This window comes from Algicella marina (genome assembly GCF_009931615.1).
Taxonomy (GTDB): domain Bacteria; phylum Pseudomonadota; class Alphaproteobacteria; order Rhodobacterales; family Rhodobacteraceae; genus Algicella; species Algicella marina.
This window is the reverse complement of sequence record NZ_CP046620.1, coordinates 2,859,521-2,880,953: the sequence shown is the minus strand read 5'-3', so window position 1 is coordinate 2,880,953 and position 21,433 is coordinate 2,859,521. Positions and strand designations below refer to the sequence as shown.

The 21,433-nt window shown below is 61.7% G+C and carries 20 protein-coding genes; 3 read left to right on the top strand and 17 right to left on the bottom strand.

What is annotated here, in order from left to right:
* Window positions 1–2: 2 nt before the first annotated feature.
* From GO499_RS14190 to GO499_RS14135, 12 genes are all read right to left on the bottom strand, one after another.
* Window positions 3–629 carry a LysE family translocator gene (locus tag GO499_RS14190; protein WP_161862786.1) on the bottom strand — a complete coding sequence of 209 codons (627 nt, stop codon included), beginning with the start codon at window positions 627–629 and terminating at the stop codon, window positions 3–5.
* Window positions 626–1,753, bottom strand: coding sequence for an ABC transporter permease (locus GO499_RS14185; protein WP_161862785.1), 1,128 nt, complete (start codon window positions 1,751–1,753; stop codon window positions 626–628). Before GO499_RS14185 ends, GO499_RS14190 begins: the two co-directional genes overlap by 4 nt.
* On the bottom strand, window positions 1,750–2,682 hold the full coding sequence (locus GO499_RS14180; protein WP_284154754.1) for a GIY-YIG nuclease family protein: 933 nt from the start codon (window positions 2,680–2,682) through the stop codon (window positions 1,750–1,752). Before GO499_RS14180 ends, GO499_RS14185 begins: the two co-directional genes overlap by 4 nt.
* Window positions 2,679–4,256 (bottom strand): ABC transporter ATP-binding protein, encoded by a 1,578-nt coding sequence (locus GO499_RS14175; protein WP_161863997.1) that lies wholly within the window; start codon window positions 4,254–4,256, stop codon window positions 2,679–2,681. The genes GO499_RS14180 and GO499_RS14175 overlap by 4 nt, the downstream gene beginning before the upstream one ends.
* 10 nt (window positions 4,257–4,266) lie before the next feature.
* Window positions 4,267–5,280, bottom strand: coding sequence for a BMP family lipoprotein (locus GO499_RS14170; RefSeq protein WP_161862784.1), 1,014 nt, complete (start codon window positions 5,278–5,280; stop codon window positions 4,267–4,269).
* A 184-nt stretch (window positions 5,281–5,464) separates the two neighbouring features.
* On the bottom strand, window positions 5,465–7,084 hold the full coding sequence (locus tag GO499_RS14165; protein WP_161862783.1) for a dihydroxyacetone kinase subunit DhaK: 1,620 nt from the start codon (window positions 7,082–7,084) through the stop codon (window positions 5,465–5,467).
* Window positions 7,081–8,088, bottom strand: coding sequence for an ABC transporter ATP-binding protein (locus tag GO499_RS14160; protein WP_161862782.1), 1,008 nt, complete (start codon window positions 8,086–8,088; stop codon window positions 7,081–7,083). The genes GO499_RS14165 and GO499_RS14160 overlap by 4 nt, the downstream gene beginning before the upstream one ends.
* The gene (locus GO499_RS14155; protein WP_161862781.1) at window positions 8,081–9,178 is read right to left on the bottom strand and encodes an ABC transporter ATP-binding protein; all 1,098 of its coding nucleotides are present in this window, start codon (window positions 9,176–9,178) and stop codon (window positions 8,081–8,083) included. The genes GO499_RS14160 and GO499_RS14155 overlap by 8 nt, the downstream gene beginning before the upstream one ends.
* Window positions 9,179–9,181: 3 nt before the next feature.
* The gene (locus GO499_RS14150) at window positions 9,182–9,370 is read right to left on the bottom strand and encodes a hypothetical protein (RefSeq protein ID WP_161862780.1); all 189 of its coding nucleotides are present in this window, start codon (window positions 9,368–9,370) and stop codon (window positions 9,182–9,184) included.
* A 106-nt stretch (window positions 9,371–9,476) separates the two neighbouring features.
* Window positions 9,477–10,415, bottom strand: coding sequence for a carbohydrate ABC transporter permease (locus GO499_RS14145; protein WP_161862779.1), 939 nt, complete (start codon window positions 10,413–10,415; stop codon window positions 9,477–9,479).
* A complete protein-coding gene (locus GO499_RS14140; protein WP_161862778.1) occupies window positions 10,412–11,326 on the bottom strand; it encodes a carbohydrate ABC transporter permease in 915 nt (304 codons plus the stop codon). The genes GO499_RS14145 and GO499_RS14140 overlap by 4 nt, the downstream gene beginning before the upstream one ends.
* A gap of 107 nt (window positions 11,327–11,433) precedes the next feature.
* A complete protein-coding gene (locus GO499_RS14135) occupies window positions 11,434–12,747 on the bottom strand; it encodes an ABC transporter substrate-binding protein (protein WP_161862777.1) in 1,314 nt (437 codons plus the stop codon).
* A 182-nt stretch (window positions 12,748–12,929) separates the two neighbouring features.
* On the opposite strand from GO499_RS14135, the gene GO499_RS14130 reads away from it, so the two are divergent.
* Window positions 12,930–13,952 carry a LacI family DNA-binding transcriptional regulator gene (locus GO499_RS14130; protein ID WP_161862776.1) on the top strand — a complete coding sequence of 341 codons (1,023 nt, stop codon included), beginning with the start codon at window positions 12,930–12,932 and terminating at the stop codon, window positions 13,950–13,952.
* 3 nt (window positions 13,953–13,955) lie between these two features.
* Here the strand turns inward: GO499_RS14130 and GO499_RS14125 are convergent, their stop codons facing one another.
* The 5 genes from GO499_RS14125 to hisC all read right to left on the bottom strand — a co-directional run bounded on the left by GO499_RS14125 (window position 13,956) and on the right by hisC (window position 18,748).
* Window positions 13,956–14,909 carry a DMT family transporter gene (locus tag GO499_RS14125; protein ID WP_161862775.1) on the bottom strand — a complete coding sequence of 318 codons (954 nt, stop codon included), beginning with the start codon at window positions 14,907–14,909 and terminating at the stop codon, window positions 13,956–13,958.
* Window positions 14,910–14,986: 77 nt separating this feature from the next.
* Window positions 14,987–15,985 (bottom strand): hypothetical protein, encoded by a 999-nt coding sequence (locus GO499_RS19785; RefSeq protein WP_284154753.1) that lies wholly within the window; start codon window positions 15,983–15,985, stop codon window positions 14,987–14,989.
* Between the two features lie 100 nt (window positions 15,986–16,085).
* The gene (locus tag GO499_RS14120) at window positions 16,086–16,712 is read right to left on the bottom strand and encodes an extensin-like domain-containing protein (protein WP_161862774.1); all 627 of its coding nucleotides are present in this window, start codon (window positions 16,710–16,712) and stop codon (window positions 16,086–16,088) included.
* Window positions 16,713–17,651 carry a prephenate/arogenate dehydrogenase family protein gene (locus GO499_RS14115; protein ID WP_161862773.1) on the bottom strand — a complete coding sequence of 313 codons (939 nt, stop codon included), beginning with the start codon at window positions 17,649–17,651 and terminating at the stop codon, window positions 16,713–16,715. It abuts the gene before it with no gap.
* Window positions 17,648–18,748 (bottom strand): histidinol-phosphate transaminase, encoded by a 1,101-nt coding sequence (gene hisC, locus GO499_RS14110; protein ID WP_161862772.1) that lies wholly within the window; start codon window positions 18,746–18,748, stop codon window positions 17,648–17,650. The genes GO499_RS14115 and hisC overlap by 4 nt, the downstream gene beginning before the upstream one ends.
* Window positions 18,749–18,956: 208 nt before the next feature.
* Here hisC and gndA point away from each other — a divergent pair, with 208 nt between their 5' ends.
* A complete protein-coding gene (gene gndA / locus GO499_RS14105) occupies window positions 18,957–20,363 on the top strand; it encodes an NADP-dependent phosphogluconate dehydrogenase (protein WP_161862771.1) in 1,407 nt (468 codons plus the stop codon).
* A 69-nt stretch (window positions 20,364–20,432) separates the two neighbouring features.
* Complete coding sequence (locus GO499_RS14100) at window positions 20,433–21,407, top strand: MrcB family domain-containing protein (RefSeq protein WP_161862770.1); 975 nt, start codon at window positions 20,433–20,435, stop codon at window positions 21,405–21,407.
* Window positions 21,408–21,433: the final 26 nt, after the last annotated feature.

The following is a 21,433-nucleotide window of genomic DNA, read 5'->3' as shown; positions in this document are numbered from 1 at the left end:
GGTCAGCTCCTCGCGGTGGCGAGTTTGAACGCGGCGAAGGCGTAGAAGGTGCCGAGTAGGGTCTCCACCGGGCGGCGGGCGGCGAGATAGGCCCTGCGGATCGGCGCGGCAGAGAAGACCAGCGCCCAGAGACCGTGGCCGGCGACAGAAATGACGAACGCGCCGGTGATGAAGACGGCGACGACAGGCGTTGGTGCCTCGCCGACACCGCCAATGGCGGCGATGGCCAGCCAGAAGAGAATGGCCTTGGGATTGGTAACCTGCAGCAGGAACCCTGCCAGCCAGAGACGGCCGGTGCTGCTGCGGGCCGGGGTGCCGATCTCAAGAGTTGGGGGGGTGATGGCCTTGCGGAAGGCGCCGTAGGCCAGCCAGAGCAGGTAGGCTGCACCGATGAAACGCACGATCGTCATCAATTCGGCGACCTGTGCGAAAATTGCGGCCATGCCCAGCACGGTGGCGAGTGACAGCACGATGGAGGCTGTCCCTATGCCAAGCACGGTGACAAGCGCCGGACCCCGCCCCTGAGACGTGGCGATGCCGAGGATGCGGGCAACCGAAGGGCCGGGCGACAGTACGCCGGTGATCTGTATGGACCAGGCGAGGAGGAGAGGCGGCAGATACTCGATCATTTCGCAGCCTCCGTCTGGCCACGCTTGGGCATTGGTGGTCGGTTGAAGCGCAGGAAAAGGTTCTGGACGGGGAAGCGGACCATGTTTTCGAGGCTGCCGGTGAACAGGATTATCAGCGCCTGGATGGTCAGGATCATCTGTGAGGGAATGGCGGGAATTTCGAAAGCCAGCTCGGCGCCGCCCTGGTAGAGGATACCGAAAAGAAGCGCCGCGAGGATGACGCCCACCGGGTGGCTGCGGCCCATCAGGGCGACGGCGATGCCGACGAAACCGGCGCCGAGGACGCTGTCCAGCACAAGACGTTTTTCCGAACCCATGACGGTATTGATCGCCATCATCCCGGCAAGGGCACCCGACAGGAGCATGGCGATCATGATGATCCGGACCGGTCGGATGCCCGCATAGACGGCCGCCTTCTCGGAGAAGCCGAAGGCGCGGATTTCGTAGCCGATACGCGACCGCCAGATCAGCAGCCAGACGCCGAAGGCGGCGAGCAGGGCGAGGAAGAACGACAGGTTCATCGGCGTGCGCGACATTTTGGCGCCGAACCAGCCCGCGATCTCGTGCATGGCGGGGATCTGTGCGCCTTCGGCGAACCCTCGGGTTTCCAGCGCCATGGCACCGGGAACCTTCAGGTAGTTGTTGAGCAGATAGATTATCAGCGCGGCAGCGATGTAATTGAACATGATCGTGGTGATCACGATGTGGCTGCCGCGTTTGGCCTGCAGCCATGCCGGAATGGCCGCCCATCCGGCACCGAACAGCGCTGCCCCCATGACGGCAATTGGCAGGGTCAGCAGCCAGTGCGTCTGGTCGAACGTCAGGCATACGAGGGCGACGCCGACACCTGCTACGCCCGCCTGCCCCTCGCCGCCGATGTTGAAGATCGAAGCGTGGAAGGCGACGGCGACGGCGAGGCCGGTGAAGATGAAGTTGGTGGTGTAGAAGAGTGTGTAGCCGACACCGTAGGAGGAGCCGAGCGAACCCTTGATCATGATGCCCATCGCACGGACGGGATCCTCACCGATGAAAAGCACCACAAGCCCCGCCACGAGAAAGGCGAGCAGGACGTTGATCGCGGGGATCAGGACGACGTCGGCCCAGGCTGGGAGGGATTTGGTCATTTCACTCCCTCCAACTCCCAAGGGGTCACGACGGCTTCATCCGAAGTCTCCGAGAGTTTGTCTGCTTCCCATTCCGCATACGTGCGATCGGTCTCTGCGTGGCGCCAGGACATTCTTCCATTGTCCGGTCGTCCGACGATCACGGCAGAGGCAGCACTAGGACTGCGAAACTCATAGCTCTTAGCAAACCGAGCATTCGCGCCGGCTGGGACTATGATCCCCTTTGCTTCAAGTTCTGAACGAAGGTTCCTGTAGGGAGCGTCTTGTCCCACCCAACTGCTCCGAGCATCCGAACCCTCTTTAACAACGAAGTGGCCGCCGATCAGATTGGCAGAAGCATTAATGCCTTCCTTCTTAAAAAACAAAGTGAATAGTTCTTCCGACTCGTTGCCGCGCATTTTACTTTTGGTTTCAGCGGGGCTCTGTGTCTTGTCGGAAAAGATATCAATACGAATTGCCGGCAATACCATCAGAAGGTTGTCCAGAAAAGCTTCCATGTTCGCACATGCGGCCTCATTAAGTCCGGGTCTTGAAGGAACGTTGCCGTTGTCGAGCGATACTGTTTTGACAGTATTTGCGATTTCTAAAAGTCTCGCTTCGAGATATTTGGCATGCGCCTTGTTAAGACTGTCGGCACTGGTGGTGCAGATGACTGCGACGGTCCACCAATCTTTTTTGGAGTCATGATCTCGTATGCGCCGGCTGATGCTTTCGGCTTCGCCAACATAAGCTTGAGTTGGAAACGCCAGATCATCCAAAAGTATGTAGATACCCGAGCCGTTTGACTGCTGGCGACTCAAGGCATCCTTGACCTGAAGTCGAGGGGCGCGGAGGACGTGGCCCGTCCAGTTGAACATCTCGGCGGTAACCATGCCATCGGGCTGGCCGTCTACGAAAAACAATTCTATGGAAGATCCACGTGCCATCATTCCGCCCTCTTCGCCTTGGGGTCGATGCCCGCCATCAGGAGGCCGAGGTCGTTTTCGTCGGTCTCGTCGGGCATGCGTTCGCCGCTGATCTTGCCGTCGAACATGACGATGATGCGATCGGACAGGGCGAGGATTTCTTCCAGTTCGACGGAGACGAGCAGGACGGCCTTGCCCTTGTCGCGCAGGGCGACGATCTCGTTGTGGATGAATTCGATGGCGCCGATATCGACGCCGCGGGTTGGCTGGCCGACGAGGAGGACGTCGGGGTTGCTCTCGATCTCGCGGGCGATGACGATCTTCTGCTGGTTGCCGCCCGAGAAGTTCGCGGCCTTGAGGTCGCAGTTTGGCGGGCGGACATCGTACTTCTCGATCTTGGCGCGGGCATCGTCGCGCATGAACAGCCGATTCAACAGGCCGCCGCGCTTCTGGTACTCGGGGCGGTCGTGGTAGCCGAAGCTTGCGTTTTCCCATGCCGTGTAGGCCATGATGAGGCCGAGCTTGTGGCGATCCTCCGGTACATGGCCGATGCCCTTGTGCCGCCGGTCGCGGCCGTCGTCGCCGCCCTTGAGGTCCAGGTGTTGGCCGTTGAGCGTGACGGTGCCGGCGGCGGCTTCGGTTATGCCGCCGAGAACTTCGAGCAGGGCGGACTGGCCGTTGCCCGCGACGCCCGCGACGCCGAGGATCTCGCCTGCCTTGAGGTCGATATCGAGATCCTTGAGGCGGACGACGCCATCTTCGTCCACCACCCGCAGGCCGCGGACTTCCATGATGGTCTGGCCGACTTCTGCCGGTTTCTTCTCGATCTTCAGCAGGACGCGACGGCCGACCATGAGTTCGGCCAGTTCGGCGGGGCTGGTTTCGGAGGTCTTGACGGTGGCGGTCATCTCGCCGCGGCGCATGACGGAGACAGTATCCGTCACGGCCATGATCTCGCGTAGCTTGTGGGTGATCAGGATGATCGTCTTGCCCTCGCGCTTCAGCCCTTCGAGGATGCGGAACAGGTGGTCCGCCTCCGAGGGTGTGAGGACGCCGGTGGGTTCGTCGAGGATGAGGATGTCGGCCTGCCGGTAGAGGGCCTTGAGGATTTCCACCCGCTGCTGGAAGCCGACGGCGAGATCGCCGACGACGGCATCGGGATCGACGTCGAGTTCGTAGTCGTGCGCGAGATCGGTCAGCAGGGTTCGGGCCTTGGCGAGGCTGGGCCGCAGGAGGGCGCCATCCTCGGCGCCGAGAACGACGTTCTCCAACACCGTGAAGTTCTGTACGAGCATGAAGTGCTGGTGAACCATGCCGATGCCCGCGCGGATCGCATCATCGGAATTGTTGATCTGGGTGGGGGTGCCGCCGATTTTTATCTCGCCCTTGTCGGCCTTGTAGAAGCCGTAAAGGATCGACATCAGCGTTGACTTGCCGGCACCGTTCTCGCCGACGATCCCGTGGATCGTGCCGCGCTGAACGGTCATCGAGATGTCCTTATTGGCTTGCACAGGGCCGAAAGCCTTGGAAATGCCCGTCAGCTCGATGGCAGGGGTTGAAGGGGCAGCGGTTGGCTGCCCCGTCATGTCTTCGGTCATCGCCACGGCGTTACCCTGCCGCGGGGCAGGTGTTGTCAGACATGTAGTCGTGGACTTCTATTTCGCCGGAGATGATCTTCGCCTTGGCATCTTCTACCGCGGCGGAGATTTCGTCGGTGATCAGTTCTTCGTTGTTCTCGTCCACTGCGTAACCAACGCCATCTTCGGCGAGGCCGAGAACGGAGAAGCCGGCAGAGAAGTTGCCTTCCTTCGCATCCTTGAAGGCGTTGTAGACGGCGACGTCCACCCGCTTCAGCATGGATGTGAGCACGGAACCGGGGTGGAGGTAGTTCTGGTTGCTGTCCACGCCGATACCGTAGGCCCCGGCATCAGCCGCGGCCTGTAGAACGCCACGGCCCGTGCCGCCAGCGGCGTGATAGACGACATCGGCCCCGTCATCGATCTGGCCCTTGGCCAGTTCGCCGCCCTTCACGGGATCGTTCCAAGCCGCGCCGGTGGTGCCCGTCATGTTGCGCAGGACCTCGATTTCCGGATTGGCGGCCTTTGCGCCCTCGATGTATCCACACTCGAATTTGCGGATCAGCGGAATATCCATCCCGCCGACGAAACCGACCTTGCCGGTTTCCGATTTCATCGCGGCGATCATGCCAACGAGGTAGGAGCCCTCGTGTTCATTGAACACCACGGAACGGACGTTGGGCAGATCGACGACCATGTCAATAATGGCGAAGTTCGTGTCGGGAAATTCGGCGGCAACGGTTTCCATGGCGGAACCATAGGCGAAGCCCGCGACAACAATCGGGTTGTTGCCCTGTTCGGCGAAGCGGCGCAACGCCTGTTCGCGCTGGGCGTCGGACTGGATCTCGAATTCACGGAACTCGACATCGAATTCCTCGGCGAAGCGGGAGGCGCCTTCGAAGGATGCCTGGTTGAAGGAGCGGTCGAACTTGCCGCCGAGGTCGAAGATGACCGCGGGATTGAATTCGGAATGGCTGTCGGCCAGAACCGCGGTGGCCGAGCCGAGCAACGCGGCTGCCCCCACGAGGGTTTTGACGAAGTTCATGTGTTTACCTCCACTGGTGAACCTTGGGCCGGGCCCGGATTTTTCCGGTGCGCGGCAACGTGGCCTCAGTAAGGCTGAACGCCTGAGGGGGGTCAATGGGTTTTTGCGCAGGCGGAAGCGGGTTTCGCCCGGCTGGAAGAAAACGCTACATAACTGCCGGTTTTCGGAGCCTTTTCGCGCGATTTCAGGTGGTCAGACCCTCAAACAGCCGGGCAATCGCTTCTGCCCCGGGATCGACATGGCCGCGTAACTGCTCCGGGTTCACATAGGCGGCGCGCCCGGCCTGTGCCCGTTCCAGTGTGGCCGTGTGCTCGGCCCCCTCGCGGGCGGCGGCGGCGGCTGCGGGGATGCCCTGCTCGAGCGCGTCGAGGGCAGGGGAGAGAGCGTCGATCATTGTCCGGTCTCCCGGTCGGGCGCCGCCGATTTCCTGCATTCGGGCCATCCCCGCACGCATCGCGTTGACGAGGCTCTGGCCGGAGGCCGCGGCATCGCCTGCGGCGGCGAAGAAGATGGCAAGCAGGACGCCGGAAGAACCGCCCATCGTCTGGCTGAGTTCCTGACCGATCGCGCGGTAAAGCTGGGTGTGATCCGCAAGCGGCAGCCTGTCCATCGCATCTTTCAGCGCCCGTGCCGCACCGGCGAGGGTTGAGCCGGTGTCACCATCGCCGGACTTGGCGTCCAGTGCGTTCAAATCCTTCTCGGCGGCGATCAGGATGTCGCAGCACTTGACGAGGAATGCAGCAGTCTGCGGATGCGGTGACGCGAGTGGCTTGATCGGTGTCAGCCCGTCGGGCAGGGCGCGGGTGGTGACGGCGGATAGCGGCCGGCAGCCCGGCCAGGCGGGCAGCGGCACCGGTGATTCGAGAAGTGCCAAATCCGCTGGCGAGAGCGGGCAGACGGAGATGGAAAATCCGCGCATGTCGAGCGAGGTCATCATCGACGCTGGACCAACGATATGGGCAAGCCGTGGGGCGAGGGCGGAGTTGGCGAGTTCCTGTGCGAGCAGGCTCATCTCGAGCACTGTGGTGCCACCGAGGTTGTTGAGCAGAACGACATGCGGGGCGTCGTCCATGGTGGCGGCCAGTTTCTTCGTGGCTTCCCCGAGTGCCTGGGCTGCGCTTTCGAAGGGAATCTGCTCCACCCCGGCCTCGCCATGAATGCCGAGGCCGAGTTCGGCCTTGCCGGCGGGAATGCGGTCTTCCTTGGCGGCACCGGGGACGGTGCAGGTATCGAGTGACATGCCGATCGACTTCGTCCCCTCGATCACGCGCGTCGCGGCCTCGGTGACGGTGGCGAGGTCGGCGCCTTGTTCGGCGAGGGCCCCCGCGATCTTGTGGACGAAGAGCGTGCCGGCGACGCCGCGGGCCTGCGGCAGATCCGGCAGGGCGATATCATCATCAACGATGACCATGCTGACGGAGAGGCCGAAGGCCCGGGCGCGTTCGGCGGCGAGACCGAAGTTCAACCGGTCGCCCGTGTAGTTCTTGACGATCAACAGGCAGCCGGCAGGGCCGGTGACGGCGAGGATACCGGCCAGTACCGCGTCGACCGAGGGTGAGGCGAAGATGTCGCCGCAAACCGCAGCGGTCAGCATGCCCTCGCCGACGAAACCGGCGTGAGCTGGCTCATGCCCCGAACCGCCGCCGGACACGAGAGCGACGCGCGACCTGTCCCAGCCGGTACGGGTGACCACGCGGATATGCGGGTAGCCGTCCAGCCGTTCCAAGGTGCCGCCGCTGGTCATCAGCAGGCCGTCGATGGCTTCGGTGACGATGTTTTCCCTGGCGTTGATGAACTGGGTCATTGGGTCCTCACACGGATGCGGTTGCCGGCGGCGTCAAAATAGTAGGCACTCTCGGGGCGGATGCTGAGGGCATCGCCCTCGTTCAGGGTGGTGTGGGCATCCGAGACGGTGACGATCGGATGCTCCCGGAACATTAGGTGAAGGCGCGTCTGGTCACCGAGATGTTCGACGCGCACGACGCGCGCCTCCTGCCCTTCTCCCTGGATGATATGCTCGGGGCGCAGGCCGATGCGGGTGGCGCCCGCTGGCGCCGCACCGAAGATGTCGGCAGGCAGGATGTTGATGCGCGGCTGGCCGAGGCGGGAGGCGGCGTAGATCGAGACCGGGTCCTCGTAGAGTTCACGCGGCGAGCCGAACTGAACGAGGCGGCCATGATCAAGCACGCCGACATGGGTGGCCATCGTCATCGCCTCGATCTGGTCGTGGGTGACGTAGAGCAACGTGGCGCCCGTGTTGGCCTGTATGGATTTCAGCTCGATGCGCAGGTCGGCGCGCAACTTGGCGTCGAGCGACGACAGCGGCTCGTCCATCAGGAAGATCGCAGGGTTGCGTACCAGCGCCCGGCCTATGGAGACGCGCTGCATTTCGCCGCCCGAAAGCTGGGTAGCCTTGTTGTCGAGCTTGTGGGAGATCTGCAGTGTTTCGGCGACACGCACGACCTTGGCGTCGATCTCCGCCTTCGGTGTGCGCAGAAGCGGAGACTTCAACGGGAACTCGAGGTTCTGGCGGACCGTGAGGTGCGGGTAGAGGGAGTACTGCTGAAACACCATGGCGACGTTGCGCTCCGCCGGCGTCAGCGTCTTCACATCCTCGTCGCCGATGGTGATGGAGCCGCTGTCGGGCCGGTCGAGGCCGGATACCATGCGCAAGGTCGTGGTTTTGCCGGCACCGGTGGGGCCGAGCAGCACTACGAAGGCGCCGTCAGGGATCGTCATGGTCACGTCGTCGAGTGCCGTGTCGGCACCGAAGCGCTTGGTGATGCCGTTCAGGGTGACTTCAGCCATGAGCGAGCACTCCCTCATTGCCGGCGGAGCGCAGGGCGCTGCCGGACTTCACGTCGAACACCGTGAGCGTGCGGGCGTCGAAATCCAGGCCTGTGGTTTCGCCCACATTGGCGTGAGCGCCCGAAGGGATGCGCGCCTTGAGTTCGCCGTTGGCGGTGTCGAAAGTGACGATCTGGGTGGTGCCGAGATACTCGGTAGCAATGATCCGGCCCTTGTAGGGCGCGGCGTCGGACAGATGCACATGCTCTGGCCTGACGCCGAGGGCGAGGCTGCCCGAGGCGCCGGAGCGGAGCGCGGGCATCGCGATGGCGGCATCGCCCAAGGTGAGGCTGGTGGCGGCCTCGGCAGCGGTGCCGTCGAAACGCAGGAAGTTCATCGGCGGCGAGCCGATGAAATCGGCGACGAACATGGTGGCAGGCCAGTCGTAGATCGCCTGCGGCGTGCCAAACTGCTCTACCACACCGTGGTTCATCACGACGATCTTGTCGCCCATCTGCATGGCCTCGAGCTGGTCGTGGGTGACATAGATCGTGGTCGCGCCCATCCGGTCGTGCAGGGCACGCAACTCCTCGGCCATGTGCTCGCGAAATTCGGCGTCGAGCGCGCCGAGCGGTTCGTCCATCAGGAAGCACTTGGGGTCGCGCACGATGGCACGCCCCAGCGCTACGCGCTGCCGGTCGCCGCCCGACAGGCCGCCGACGGGCCGGTCGATGATGCTTTCGATGCCGAGGATGCGCGCCACCTCGTCGACGCGCTTGCGCACCTCTGCCTTGCCCATGCCCTGGCTGACCAGCGGGTAGGAAATGTTGCGGCGAACATTCATGTGCGGGTAGAGCGCGAACATCTGGAAGACGAAGGCGATGTCGCGCTCGGAGGCGGGTTTCTGGCCGACCTCCTCGCCGCCGATGAAGATCTCGCCGGAAGTCGGCAGCTCCAGCCCCGCGATCATGCGCAAGGTCGTGGTCTTGCCGCAGCCGGATGGGCCGAGCAGCATGAAGAACTCGCCGTCCTCGACTGTGAAACTGGAGGATTGCACAGCGGTGAAGGAGCCGAATTCCTTGCGGACGTTACGGATGATGATCTGGGCCACGCGCTACTCCGGGAAATGGCTGACGATGATGAACATCACGGTACCGATCAGCGTGACGATGAAGGAATAGGTGTAGGCGATCAGCAGGAAGGGCTGCATCAGCATCAGCACACCGAGAGCGATGAGGATGGTCGCGACCATTTCCCAGGGGCCACGGCGCAGGTGCAGAAGGCCAGAGAGAAAGGCGTTCATGGCGCCGCCCTCTCATTTTTCCGGAAATATCCCCGCCGGAGGCATGAAATCTTCAGCGCTTCGCCGTGGCAGACGGTGTGATTGGATATTTGGAGAAAGATGAAGGTCATTTGCGCACCGCTCCGAAGGTGATGCCGCGCAGGAGGTGTTTGCGCAGCAGGATGGTGAAAACCATGACCGGCACGAGAAAGAGTGTGGCGCCGGCGGCGACGGCGGGCCAGTCCTGCCCGCCGACGCCGATGATCGTGGGGATGAAGGGCGGTGCCGTCTGAGCAGTGCCGGAGGTAAGCAGCACGGCGAAGGCGTATTCGTTCCACGCGAAGATCAGGCAGAAGATCGCGGTGGAGGCGATGCCGGTGGCGGCTTGGGGCAGCACCACCTTGTAGAAGGCCTGGAAGCGAGTGTAGCCGTCGATCAGGGCCGCCTCTTCATATTCTACCGGAATCTCGTCGATGAAGCCTTTCAGCAACCAGACCGACAGCGACAGGTTCACGGCCGTGTAGAGCATGATCATGCCAAGGTGGGTATCGTTGAGACCAAGCTGGCGGAACATCAGGAATATCGGGATTGCGACGGCGATCGGTGGCATCATCCGGGTGGAAAGGATGAAGAACAGCAGGTCGTCCTTCAGGGGAACGCGGAAGCGCGAGAAGGCATAGGCCGCGATGGTGCCGAGGAATACCGACAGGAAGGTTGAGCCGAAGCCGATGATCACCGAGTTCAGGAAGCGCTCTCCGTAGCGCGACGGCCCGGCGATGATCATGTCATACTGGCGGACGATGGCATCGTACCATGTGGTCGGCGGACCGAGGGCGGCGAGGGTCTCGTCTGTCACGCGGGTGCGGGTGGTGAAGAGGTTGACGTAGCCTTCCAGGGTCGGCTCGAAGATCACCTTGGGCGGATAAGCAATGGCGTCGGACGGTGACTTGAAACCGGTGGCGATGATCCAGATGAGCGGCAGGATGGTGATGAGGGCGTAACCGATGACGAGGATGCCCGCGATCCATTTCTGGCTGTTGGAGGGTTCGGTGACGGAAAAGCTCATCTGTCTTTCACCTTGTTCAGCGCCTTCACGTAGATCGACGCGAGGCCGAAGACGGTGACGAAGAGGATGACGGCGTAGGCGGAGGCGTAGCCGGTGCGCCATTTCTCGAAGGCTTCACGCTTGAGGTTGATGGATGTGACCTCGGTGGTTGAGCCAGGCCCGCCGCCGGTGAGCTGGACCACGAGGTCGAACATCTTGAAATTCTCGATGCCTCGGAACAGCACCGCCAGCATGAGGAAGGGCAGGACCATCGGGATGGTGATTGTCCAGAACTGACGCCATTTGCTGGCTCGGTCACACTCTGCCGCCTCGTAGATACTGCCGGGGATCGAGCGCAGACCGGCGAGGCAGATCAGCATGACGAAGGGAGTCCACATCCACGTGTCGACGATGACGATCGCCCAGGGTGCCAGCGCCACCTCGCCGATCATCGAGAAGGAAGAGGGATCGCCGCCGGTGAAGAAGGTGACCATGTAATTGAACAGGCCGATCTGGGGCTGGTAGAGGAACGTCCAGAAGTTGCCCACGACGGCGGGAGATAGCATCATCGGCAGGACAATGATTGTTGTCCACAGGTCGTTGCCGCGAAATTTCTTGTTGATCAGGAAGGCGAGCGCGAAGCCGATAAGCACCTGGAAGAAGATCGTCCAGAAGAGGAAGTGGGCCGTGGCCTGCATCGTCAGCCATGTGTCGCTGTCGGTCAGGATCCGCTCGTAATTGCGCAGGCCGATGTACTCGACATCGCGGTTCCGGTTGGCCTTGAAGTCGGTGAAACTGAGATTGATCGTCCAGATCAGCGGAAAGATATTGACCGCGAGCAGGAGGAAGATGGAGGGAGCGACGAAGACCCAGGCGATCGCGCGGTCCGACAGCCCCTTGGCGCGTCTTATTGGTTTCACGGGGGTGGCCATGGTGGTCCTTCCTGCGGCGCGGGTGGCTGATGGCGCCGGACGGGCGTCTGGGGTCTGCCCCGGCCGGTGGAGGTGATGCGGCCGGGGTTGGGTTCAGTGGAGCGTGCTCAGAGCTTGCCTTCGTCCTCGAAGACTTCCGTCCAGTCCTCGATCAGCTTGTCCAGTGCTTCCTGGGCCGTACCCTGATCGGCGACGACATAGTCATGCACACGTTTCTGCATCGCCAGCAGCAGTTCGGCATAGGCCGGTTCCTGCCAGAAGTCCTGCACGTCGTTCATTGCTTCGAGGAAGTCGCCCGCGAACGGTGCGCTGTCGGCAAAGCCCGGATCGTTGAGTACGGAGTTGTGGGCCGAGTAGCCGCCGAGTTCCCACCACGTGGCCTGCACGGACGGTTGGGCAAACCACTTGATGTATTCAAGCGCGGCATCCCTGTTTTCCGAATAGGAGACGACGCTGATGCCTTGCCCGCCGAGGGTGGAACCGGCCTGGTTCTGTGGCGGGTTGACGAAGAAGCCTATGTTGTCGCCGCCGGTGTTGGGATCGGCATAGAGACCGGGGAAGAAGGCGAACCAGTTCATCGCCATAGCAACCTGCCCGGACTTGAAGGCGTCGAGGGACTGTTCCATGTAACTGTCGGAATAGCCCGGAGGCGTGGCAGTCTCGTAGAGTTCCTTGTAGAATTCCAGCGCCTCTACGGCTTCCGGCGAGTTGACGGCGCCTTCCATGTCGTAGGAGCCGGGCTCGTTCTCATATTTGAAACCCCATGTGTAGAGTGCGCCGGTGACGCCCATGGTGATGCCCTCGGAGCCACGCTCGGTAAAGATCGAGGCACCGTAGCGGGTCTGACCGTCGATTTCGCGGCCCTGGAAGAACTGGGCGATCTGAAGCAGTTCCGTTTGGCTCTGCGGTTCGCGCAGGTCGTCGCCCGTGGCTTCCTTGTAGGCTGCTTTGATCTCTTCGTTCTCGAACCAGTCGCGGCGGTAGAACCAGGCGTTGGCGTCGCCCATGGCCGGCAGCGCGTAGTAGTTTGGCGTGCCCTTCGGCCATGTGGAGTAGGCATAGACCGTCGCTGGGGCGAAATCGTCCATGCTGATGCCCTCGGCCTCGAAGAAGTCGTTCAGCTTGACGTAGTGGCCATTCTCGGCGCCGCCGCCGATCCATTGACTGTCGCCGATCAGCAGGTCGCAGAGCTGGCCACCGGAGTTGAGTTCGTTGAGCATACGGTCGGCGAAGTTCGGCCAGGGCACGAATTCGAAGCTCATCGTGTGGCCTGATTCCGCCTCGAACTCCTTGGAGAGTTCGACAAGGGCGTTGGCAGGATCCCAAGCGGCCCAGCAGAGAGTGAGGTCGGCGGCCTGAGACGTTCCGGCAGCGGAGAGCGCACCCAGCACGGCAGTGGAAAGCAGAAGTCTGCGTTTCATTCGTTAGTCCTCCCATGTTTGCCGCATGCTTTACCGCTGCGACTCTTTATGGAGTTTAGCTAAATGAGGTGCGTCCTTCATTGCAAGATAAAAATGACGTGCGCACCTCAAAATGGTTGCTAACCGTCCGTTTGGGATGCAAGAAGGTCTTTCGCGGGGCAAATTCGAGAGGGCGGAGAAGCGTGCGACCGACGGCCAAGGATCTGGCGATTGCTGCGGGTGTGAGCCTGGCTACGGTTGATCGCGTCCTGAATGGTCGGCCCGGGGTCAAAGCCAAGACAGTAGCAAAGGTCAATGAGGCGATTGCCGAGATCGGCTTTGTGCGCAATCTCGCGGCGGTCAACCTTGCCCGCCGGCGAAACTATCGGTTCACCTTCGTGTTGCCCCGTTCCGAAGAACTTTTCCTAAAGGAAATTCTGGTGAGAGTTCAGGAGGCGGGGGTGGGCTTTGCCTCGGAGGCTGTGCAACTCGACGTGGTGCGGGTGGATGATCACGATGCGCACGGGCTGGCGGCACGGCTGGCAGGGTTCACGGCGGATATACTGGATGGGGTGGCGCTTATGGCACCTGAGACGCCACAGATCCGGGATGCCATCGGGCGGCTGGAGGAGCGGGGCATTCACACGATTCCGTTCATATCCGACCAGACGAATAGTGAGGGCCGGGCCTTTGTCGGCATCGACAACCGGGCGGCGGGGGCGACGGCAGGACGGCTGATGGGGCGGTTTCTGGGCGGTCGCCGCGGCGACATCCTGATCATCGGGGATAGCATGCAGGCGCGAAACAGCCTCGAGCGGCGGCTGGGGTTCGACCGGGTGGTGATGGAGGACTTCCGGGGCTTACGCGTGCTTCCATCACTGGAAAGCTACGGCGACGATGCGCGGACAGGGGCAATCGTGCGCCAGACGTTGCGAGACTTTCCGAATGTCGTGGGCGCCTACATCATGAGTTCCGAGGCGCGGATGCCCTTGCAGGCGATCCGTGCAGCGGGCGGTGACGCGGATATGGTGATCGTTGCCCATGAGCGGACGGAAGTGACGGAGGCGGCACTTCTGGATGGTACGCTGGATGCCGTAATCACGCAGGATCCCGGGCACCTGGTGCGCAGTGCAATCCGTATCCTCAAGGCACAATGCGACAAGCGCGAACTCGTGGCTTCTCAGGAAAAGATCAGGATCGAGATCCTGCTGAAGGACAACCTTTAGTCTTCAGCCGGGGCCGGATGAGGACCGGGTGGCTGCAATCCGCTGCTCCCGCCAGAGTGTGTAGAGACCGGCGGCGAGGATCATCGAGATGCCGAGCCACGCCAGCGCGTCCGGCCACTCTCCGAAGAATGTGATGCTCCAGACGATCGCAAGCGGCAGGGCCAGGTATTCATAGGGCGCGATGAGGGCGGCTTCGCCACGGCGGTAGGCCTCGGAGATGCACAGGCCACCGACGGACGTGAGGAGGCCGATGGCGAGGATCGCGGGCAAGTCGGCGAGCGGAGGCCACGTCCATGCGCGGAAGAGAAAGGCGAGGGAGGGATCTTCCTGTGCCGCCCATTTGCCGTCGCCCATGGTCAGGCCGATGGCCGCGCAGGCCACGAGAAAGAAAAGCTGGATGTAGAACGTCAGTGAGATGGCGTTTTCGCTGCCGCGCATCACACGGGTAAGGATTTGCAGGGTGGCGTAGGCGAAGGCCGCTGCGAGTGGATACAGGGAGGCGGGCTGGAAGGCGGAGGTGCCGGGGCGCATCATGATGACGGTGCCGAGAAGGCCGACACAAACAGCGGCCCAGCGGCGGGGCCCGACGGATTCACCCAGAAAGACCACCGAGAATATGGTGATCAGGAACGGACAGACGAAAAAGATGGAGACGGCATCGGCCAGGGGCAGGGCGGCGAGACCGAGGAAAAAGGTGATGTTGGCGAAGAAGACACAGGCGGCGCGGATGAGTTGGAGGCCAAGCCGCCTGGTGCGGATTGCGGCCAGGCCCGTCCGGGCGAGCGGTACGTAGACGACGAGGATGAGGATAAAGCCGATGGCGCTGCGGATGAAGACGATCTCATGCAATGCATAGGCGCCGGATAGCGCCTTCATCACCACATCGTTGAGCGACAGGAGCGTGCTGGCGAACACGGCAAGAGCCGGGCCGATGAACACGGCGGGCAGGCGAAGCATCGGGAGAATCCTTTTCCCGATGCCTTAGAGCTTCGCGCGCCAGTTGAATAGCCATCAACTTCAGGCGCGCACTGATTTCAGTCGAGGCCGAGCAGTTCGCGGACGGCGACTTCGACGCTGTCGGTCACCGGTTTGTTCGAGGCGGCTTCGAGGAGTGAACGTTCCAGTTCGCGCTGGTCGCCGGCAATGTCTTCCAGTTCATCGACCTCGTCGACAAGGCCCTCGTAGGTTGATGCCGTGTCCAGTTCATCCCGAAGGTCGCGGATTTCGCCGTTGGCGTCGCGCAGGGATTCCGCAGTGGAGGTAATTTCGACTTCAATGTCCGGATCCGAACCGCCGGCGGCCTCCAGATCCTCGCGGAGTTGATCGAGATTCTCGCGAAGGGTACGACGCTCTGCCCGGGCAGTGGCCAGATCTTCGCCGATGTCATCGGCGGTGCGATCGGGAATATCCATGCCATCGAGGATTTCGCGAGCAGCGGCGAGGTCATCGTTGATTTCAATGCCTTCCAGCGCTGCGTCACGGTAGGCGGCGATGCGGCCGACACGCGAGTTCGGCGCAGCATTCGCGAGGCCGTTGGGTGACGCGTGTGCTGCGTTCAATGCGCCAAGTTCGGACGGATGCGCAGCCACGAGTTCAGGGTCAAAGATCGGATCGTCCAAGACAGAATCATCTACGACAGGGTCCACAGTGCGAGATGGCCGCGGGCGAGTGACAGGGCGATCTGATGTTGCAACCGCGAGGCGGGATGGGCCGTTACCCTGACCACGGATGACGGTCTTAGTCTTGCCGCCTGAATTGCCGTTATTGGACCGGGTGGCGGATCTGTTGCCGCCGAAAGGCCAGTTGATCGTGCCTGATTTGCCCTTGGCGTTGCCATTGCCGCGAGCGCTGGCAGACTTGTCCTTGCCTTTCCCGTTGCCCCCCTTGTTGCCGCCGTTCCCATTTCCGTTTCCGCCGTCATTGCCCTTGGCAATGGCTGCCTCCGGCATCGCGAAAACAGCGACTAGTGCTGTCGACATCCCCAAAGCGATGCACAGGGTGGATATGCGGATAATTCTGGCTGGGAACCGCATGGGCTGAGTCCTTGGCTGATCGATTCGTCGTATTCACCGCCAATGATATCAGCGAACGGCGAACTGACCGTCTTTAAATTCAAGGATGTGGCGGAACGCGTCAGCGACAGTAGGCGCCGGAACGGTAGTCGGCGGTGTCGAGATGGAAATGGTCGCGGTGGAAAGCGTCCGATTTCGGGCCGAGGACGGTGCCGAACGGACCGCAGGCGGAGGCATGCAGAGCCTTCATCATCCGACCGTACTTGCGACCATTCCAGTTGCCGAGCACCGTTACCCTGTCGCCGTTCGAAAATGTGAAACCGGCGATGTCGACGGCGTTGCCCTTCGCATGCTCCGACAGCCGCGCACCGCGGCGGTTGTTGCGGCCGCGGCAGGCATAGCCGGCGACGACACGCATTTCGGTGATCACGACGCCGTTGTCCTTCGCCACTTCCTGCGCCTCGTTCGTTGCCCATGAGTGGAGGGCCAGCGCGGTGCGACAGTTTAGGCGTGGCTGAGCGGCAAGCTTGATGCCTCCCACGGCGTAGACTTTCACCGGATCGGAGATGCCGCAGCCGCCACTGCCCTTGCCGATATCGTCGATCTCCAGCCCCAGCATGTCCGGCATGTCGCAGATGGAAGAGACATCCGCCGGGAGGTTGAGAGCCCGGGCAAGGATTTCCGCGGAACGATCACCACAGGCGGAGAGTGAGAGAAGAACGGCGAAGGCTGCGAGGACGCGATGCATTCAAGAAGGCTCCTTTGGCGGCAGCTTGGCGGCAACGAAGCGACCGAAATCGGGGGCGGCGGTATCCTGGCCGGCGTCTATGATGCCACGACGGATGGCGCGGGTGTGGGTGAAGTAATCGTGCAGGTGATCGCCATCGCCTGTCCGGATGGCGCGTTGCAGGGCGAACAGCTCCTCGGTGAAGCGGCCCAGGATTTCCAGCGTCGCCTCCTTGTTGTTGAGGAAGACATCGCGCCACATCGTCGGATCGGAGGCGGCGATGCGGGTGAAATCTCTGAAACCGGCGGCCGAGTAGTTGACGACCTCGCTTTCTGTGACGCGCTGAAGGTCATCCGCGACGCCGACCATCGTGTAGGCGATGAGATGCGGAACGTGGGAGGTGACCGCGAGGACCAGATCATGGTGGGACGGATCCATCGTATCGACGCGCGAGCCGAGAGCCTGCCAGAAGGTGCCAAGGCGCTCGATCGCTGCGGTTTCCGTGCCCTCCAGTGGCGTGAGCAGGCACCAGCGGTTGTCGAACAACTCGGCGAAACCGCTTGCCGGGCCGGAGTGCTCCGTTCCGGCAAGAGGGTGGCCCGGAATGAAGTCGACGCCGTCGGGGATGTGGGGGGAGACGGCTTCGATGATCCGGCATTTGACGGAGCCGACATCGGTGACGGTGGCGCCAGGGGAGAGGGCCGGCGCGATTTCGGCGGCGATGCCGCCCATGGCACCGACCGGCGTGCAGATGATGACGAGATCGGCACCGGTTACGGCTTCGCGATTTGTCTCGGCAATGCGGGTGCAGAAGCCGAGAGCAGCTGCCTGTTGCCGCGTGGCAGCGGATCGGGCGGTGCCGACGATCTTACCGTCAAAGCCTGCCCGGCGGAGGGCGTGGGCAATGGAAGAGGAGATGAGGCCCAGGCCGAGGAGTGCAACGTGCTTGTATTCGATCATGAGGTCTGTTTCAGAAATTCGCCGATCAGGGAGACGACCTTGCGGCAGGCGATCTCGTCGCCGACGGTGATGCGCAGAGCTTCGGGCAGATTGTAGCCCGCGACGAGGCGGACGAGGATGCCATGGCTGCGCAGGTGTGCCTCGCAGGCCTCGGCCTGTTCGCGGCTGGCGAAGCGCGGCACGACGAAATTCGCGAAAGGCTCGTCGACTGATAGACCGAGGGCGCGAAACTCCTGCACCATCCAGCCGCGCCACTGAGCGTTGGCCTGCCGGCAGCGGATGACATACCCTTGGTCCTCCACTGCCGCCTCGGCAGCGACCAGAGCCGGCGCGGAGACATTGAATGGGCCACGAATGCGGTTGAGCACATCGATTATTTCGGCAGAAGCGTATCCCCAGCCGATACGAAGGGCGCCGAGACCGTAGATCTTGGAGAAAGTCCGGGTCATCACGACGTTCGGGTGAGCGTCCACCAGCGCAGCTCCGCCATCATAGCCTTCGACGTACTCCGAATACGCGCTGTCGATTACCAGAAGGCAGGTTTCCGGCAGGGCCGCGGCCAGTGCCTCCAGCACCTCCGACGCCACCATGGTACCTGTCGGATTGTTGGGGTTGGCGAGGAAGACGAGGCGCGTGGACGGGGTGACGGCCGCGAGGATCGCCTCCGCATCCAGCGTGCGCGCCTTTTCCGGCACCTCTACGGGGGTCGCGCCGGCGGCCAAGGCGGAAATGCGATACATGGCGAAGCCGTGCTCGGTATGGATCACTTCCGTTCCCGGCCCGGCATAGGCGTTGCAAAGGAAGGCGATGACTTCGTCCGAACCAGCACCGCAGATGATGCGCGCCGCATCCAAGCCGTGGACACGGGCGATTGCGGCACGCAGACCCGCATGATCCGACGAGGGATAGAGTTCCAGCGTTTCCGCAGCCTCGCGCACGGCGTTCTTGGCGGCAGGGCTCGGGCCGAGAGGGTTTTCGTTGGAGCTGAGCTTCGTGACCTCGTTCGCGCCATCGGCATGGGATTTGCCAGCGACATAGGGCGAAATGTCGAGGATGCCGGGCTGGGGCTCCGGTGATGTACGGGTCACGTCTTGCATCGGCTTTCTCTGGCGTTGGCCTGGCTCTGAGCACGGGTTTGCCCCTCTTATCGCGGAGGAGGAGCAATGGGAAGCTGGCTTTGTCGCTGCATGTACACGGCGCCGCGGCGCCCGGAAGCGGGACAAGGCGCCTGCGATATGGGGATGCGCGGGCAGAAAAATTTGCTTAGATCAGGGATGCAAGACCATCAAACGAAAGGACTCTCCCATGGAAAAGGCGGAAATCGGGCTGATCGGACTGGGGACCATGGGGGCGGCGCTGGCGTCCAATATCGCCGATAACGGCTTTCGCGTGGCTGTATGGAACCGGACGACGGAGGTGACGAGGAAGTTTCATGCCGATTCCGATGAGGAGGACCTGGCAGAACAGATCGTGCCGACGGAGAGCCTGGAAGACCTTGTTGCCGCCGTCGCGGAACCGCGGGCGATCATCCTGATGGTGCCGGCGGGCGACCCCGTGGACCAGCAGATTGCGGCACTGCGGCCATTGCTCGGCCCGGACGACATGATCATCGACGCGGGCAATGCCAATTTCCACGATACCAACCGGCGCGCAAGGGACGCGGGCGATCTGCCGTACCTAGGTATCGGCGTTTCCGGTGGCGAGGAAGGCGCGCGCTTCGGCCCCTCTATCATGGGCGGCGGCAAGCGGGAGTACTGGGACCGGGTGGCGCATATCCTGCGCGCCATCGCGGCTGATCACCAAGGGGAAGCCTGCGCCACCTGGATGGGTGAAGAGGGTGCTGGTCATTTCGTGAAGGCCGTCCACAACGGTATCGAGTACGCCGACATGCAGATGATCGCCGAAGTGTACGGCATGATGCGCGACGGGCTGGGCATGGATGCGGCGGCCATCGGCGATATCTTCGGACGGTGGAACGACGGCGTGCTCCAGAGCTACCTGATCGAGATTTCAGGAAAGGTGGCAAAGGCTGTGGACCCGGAAAGCGGGCAGCCGATGCTGGAAGTGATCGTTGATGCCGCAGGCCAGAAAGGAACGGGACGCTGGACAGCGATCGAGGCGCAGCACCTGGCCGCACCAATCCCGGCGATCGAGGCCGCGGTGGTGGCGCGAAACCTGTCATCGCGGCGTGACGAGAGGGCGGCGGGCGAGGCTCTGTTCGGCCCGGCACCGGAACGGATCGCCAAGGACCTGCCCATGGAGATGCTGGAGGGTGCGCTGATCGCCGGCAAGATCCTGTGCTATGCGCAGGGCTTTGCGATGATCTCGGCGGCTTCGAAACAATTCGGATGGGATCTGCCGCTGCCCGAGATCGCCAAGGTGTGGCGGGCTGGCTGCATCATCCGCTCGACGATGCTGGATGACATGGCATGGGCGCTGGGCGAAGACCCAAACCGCAACCTGATGTTCGCGGGCTATTTCGCCGACCACCTGAAGACGCACCATCGCGCATTACGGCGTGTTGTCTCTCTGGCGGCCCGCAATGGCATCGCGATGCCTGCTTTGGCGTCGGGGCTGGCCTATTTCGACACCATGCGGACGGCGCGGGGGACCGCGAACATGATTCAGGGGCAGAGGGACTTCTTCGGCGCGCACGGGTTCGAGCGGTTCGACGGGCGGAGTGGGCAGCATGGGCCGTGGGGGCGGGGGTGAAGAGTTTCAGAAACCTGCGTCCAAAATCTCTAAAGATTTAAGAAAATTCAAACAATTAGGAACTCTGTGATGTTGGGTGAGAAACTTTCAGAACTGGCGGTTCGGTATGCAGCAGAAAGGACCAAACCGTTTGCGGGAAGTGATTTTGGGAATTGGGTTAGACACGATATCCCGATTGAGGCTAAAAAATTCCTAACCTTTTTGCCGTATGATTTTGAGGTGAAATCCAGTGTTGGTGCTGGAAACTGGGCCTCAGTACCTTGGTTGGCGTTTTTTGATCCTTTAATAACGACATCGGCAACTTCTGGATTCTATGTCGTATACCTAGTTAACGCTCAACGAGAACAAGTTGTTTTGTCGCTCAATCAGGGCGCTACAGCAATTTACAAAGAGTTCGGACACACGCGTGGCCGGCGGATCCTTGAGAGGAGAGCGAGAGATATTTGTGAAAGGATCCCCGATTTTGCTTCTTCATTTGACTTTGGCAGAATCGACTTGTCATCCGTGGATGACCTTCCTCTTGGTTACCAGGCGGGACATGCGTTTGGCCGGACCTACAACAGGTCGGATTTGACAAAAAGTCAGTTTAAAAATGACCTGGCCCAAATGTTCAGAGCGTACGAAGCTCTTGTCGACAGGGGCGGGACTGATCCATCGGATCAAATGCACGCAAGTTCTGGAACGGCCGACGTTGAAGAAACGAGGCGATATGTCCTGTCGCGTAGAATTGAACGATCTAATGATGTCAGAGTTAGAGTTCTAGCTGAGCGTGGTTTTATTTGTGAAGGATGCGGTATAAACCCAAAATTGGATTATTCATACTTCGGGCGCGACATAAACACACCCTTAGAGGTTCATCATTCAGTATCATTGAGGTCTCTTCAGGAGGGTGAAACTCGAAGGTACAAAATCCCCAAAGATTTTTTGGTTCTGTGCCCGACCTGTCACCGGATGATACATAAGCAACTAGACTTATCTGATCTTGAAGAGCTCCAGTCGAAAATAAAGTTCCAGATAATGCGCGAGATATTCGACGTTGATTAAAAAAGAGTGGCTGCGTCGGCAATAAA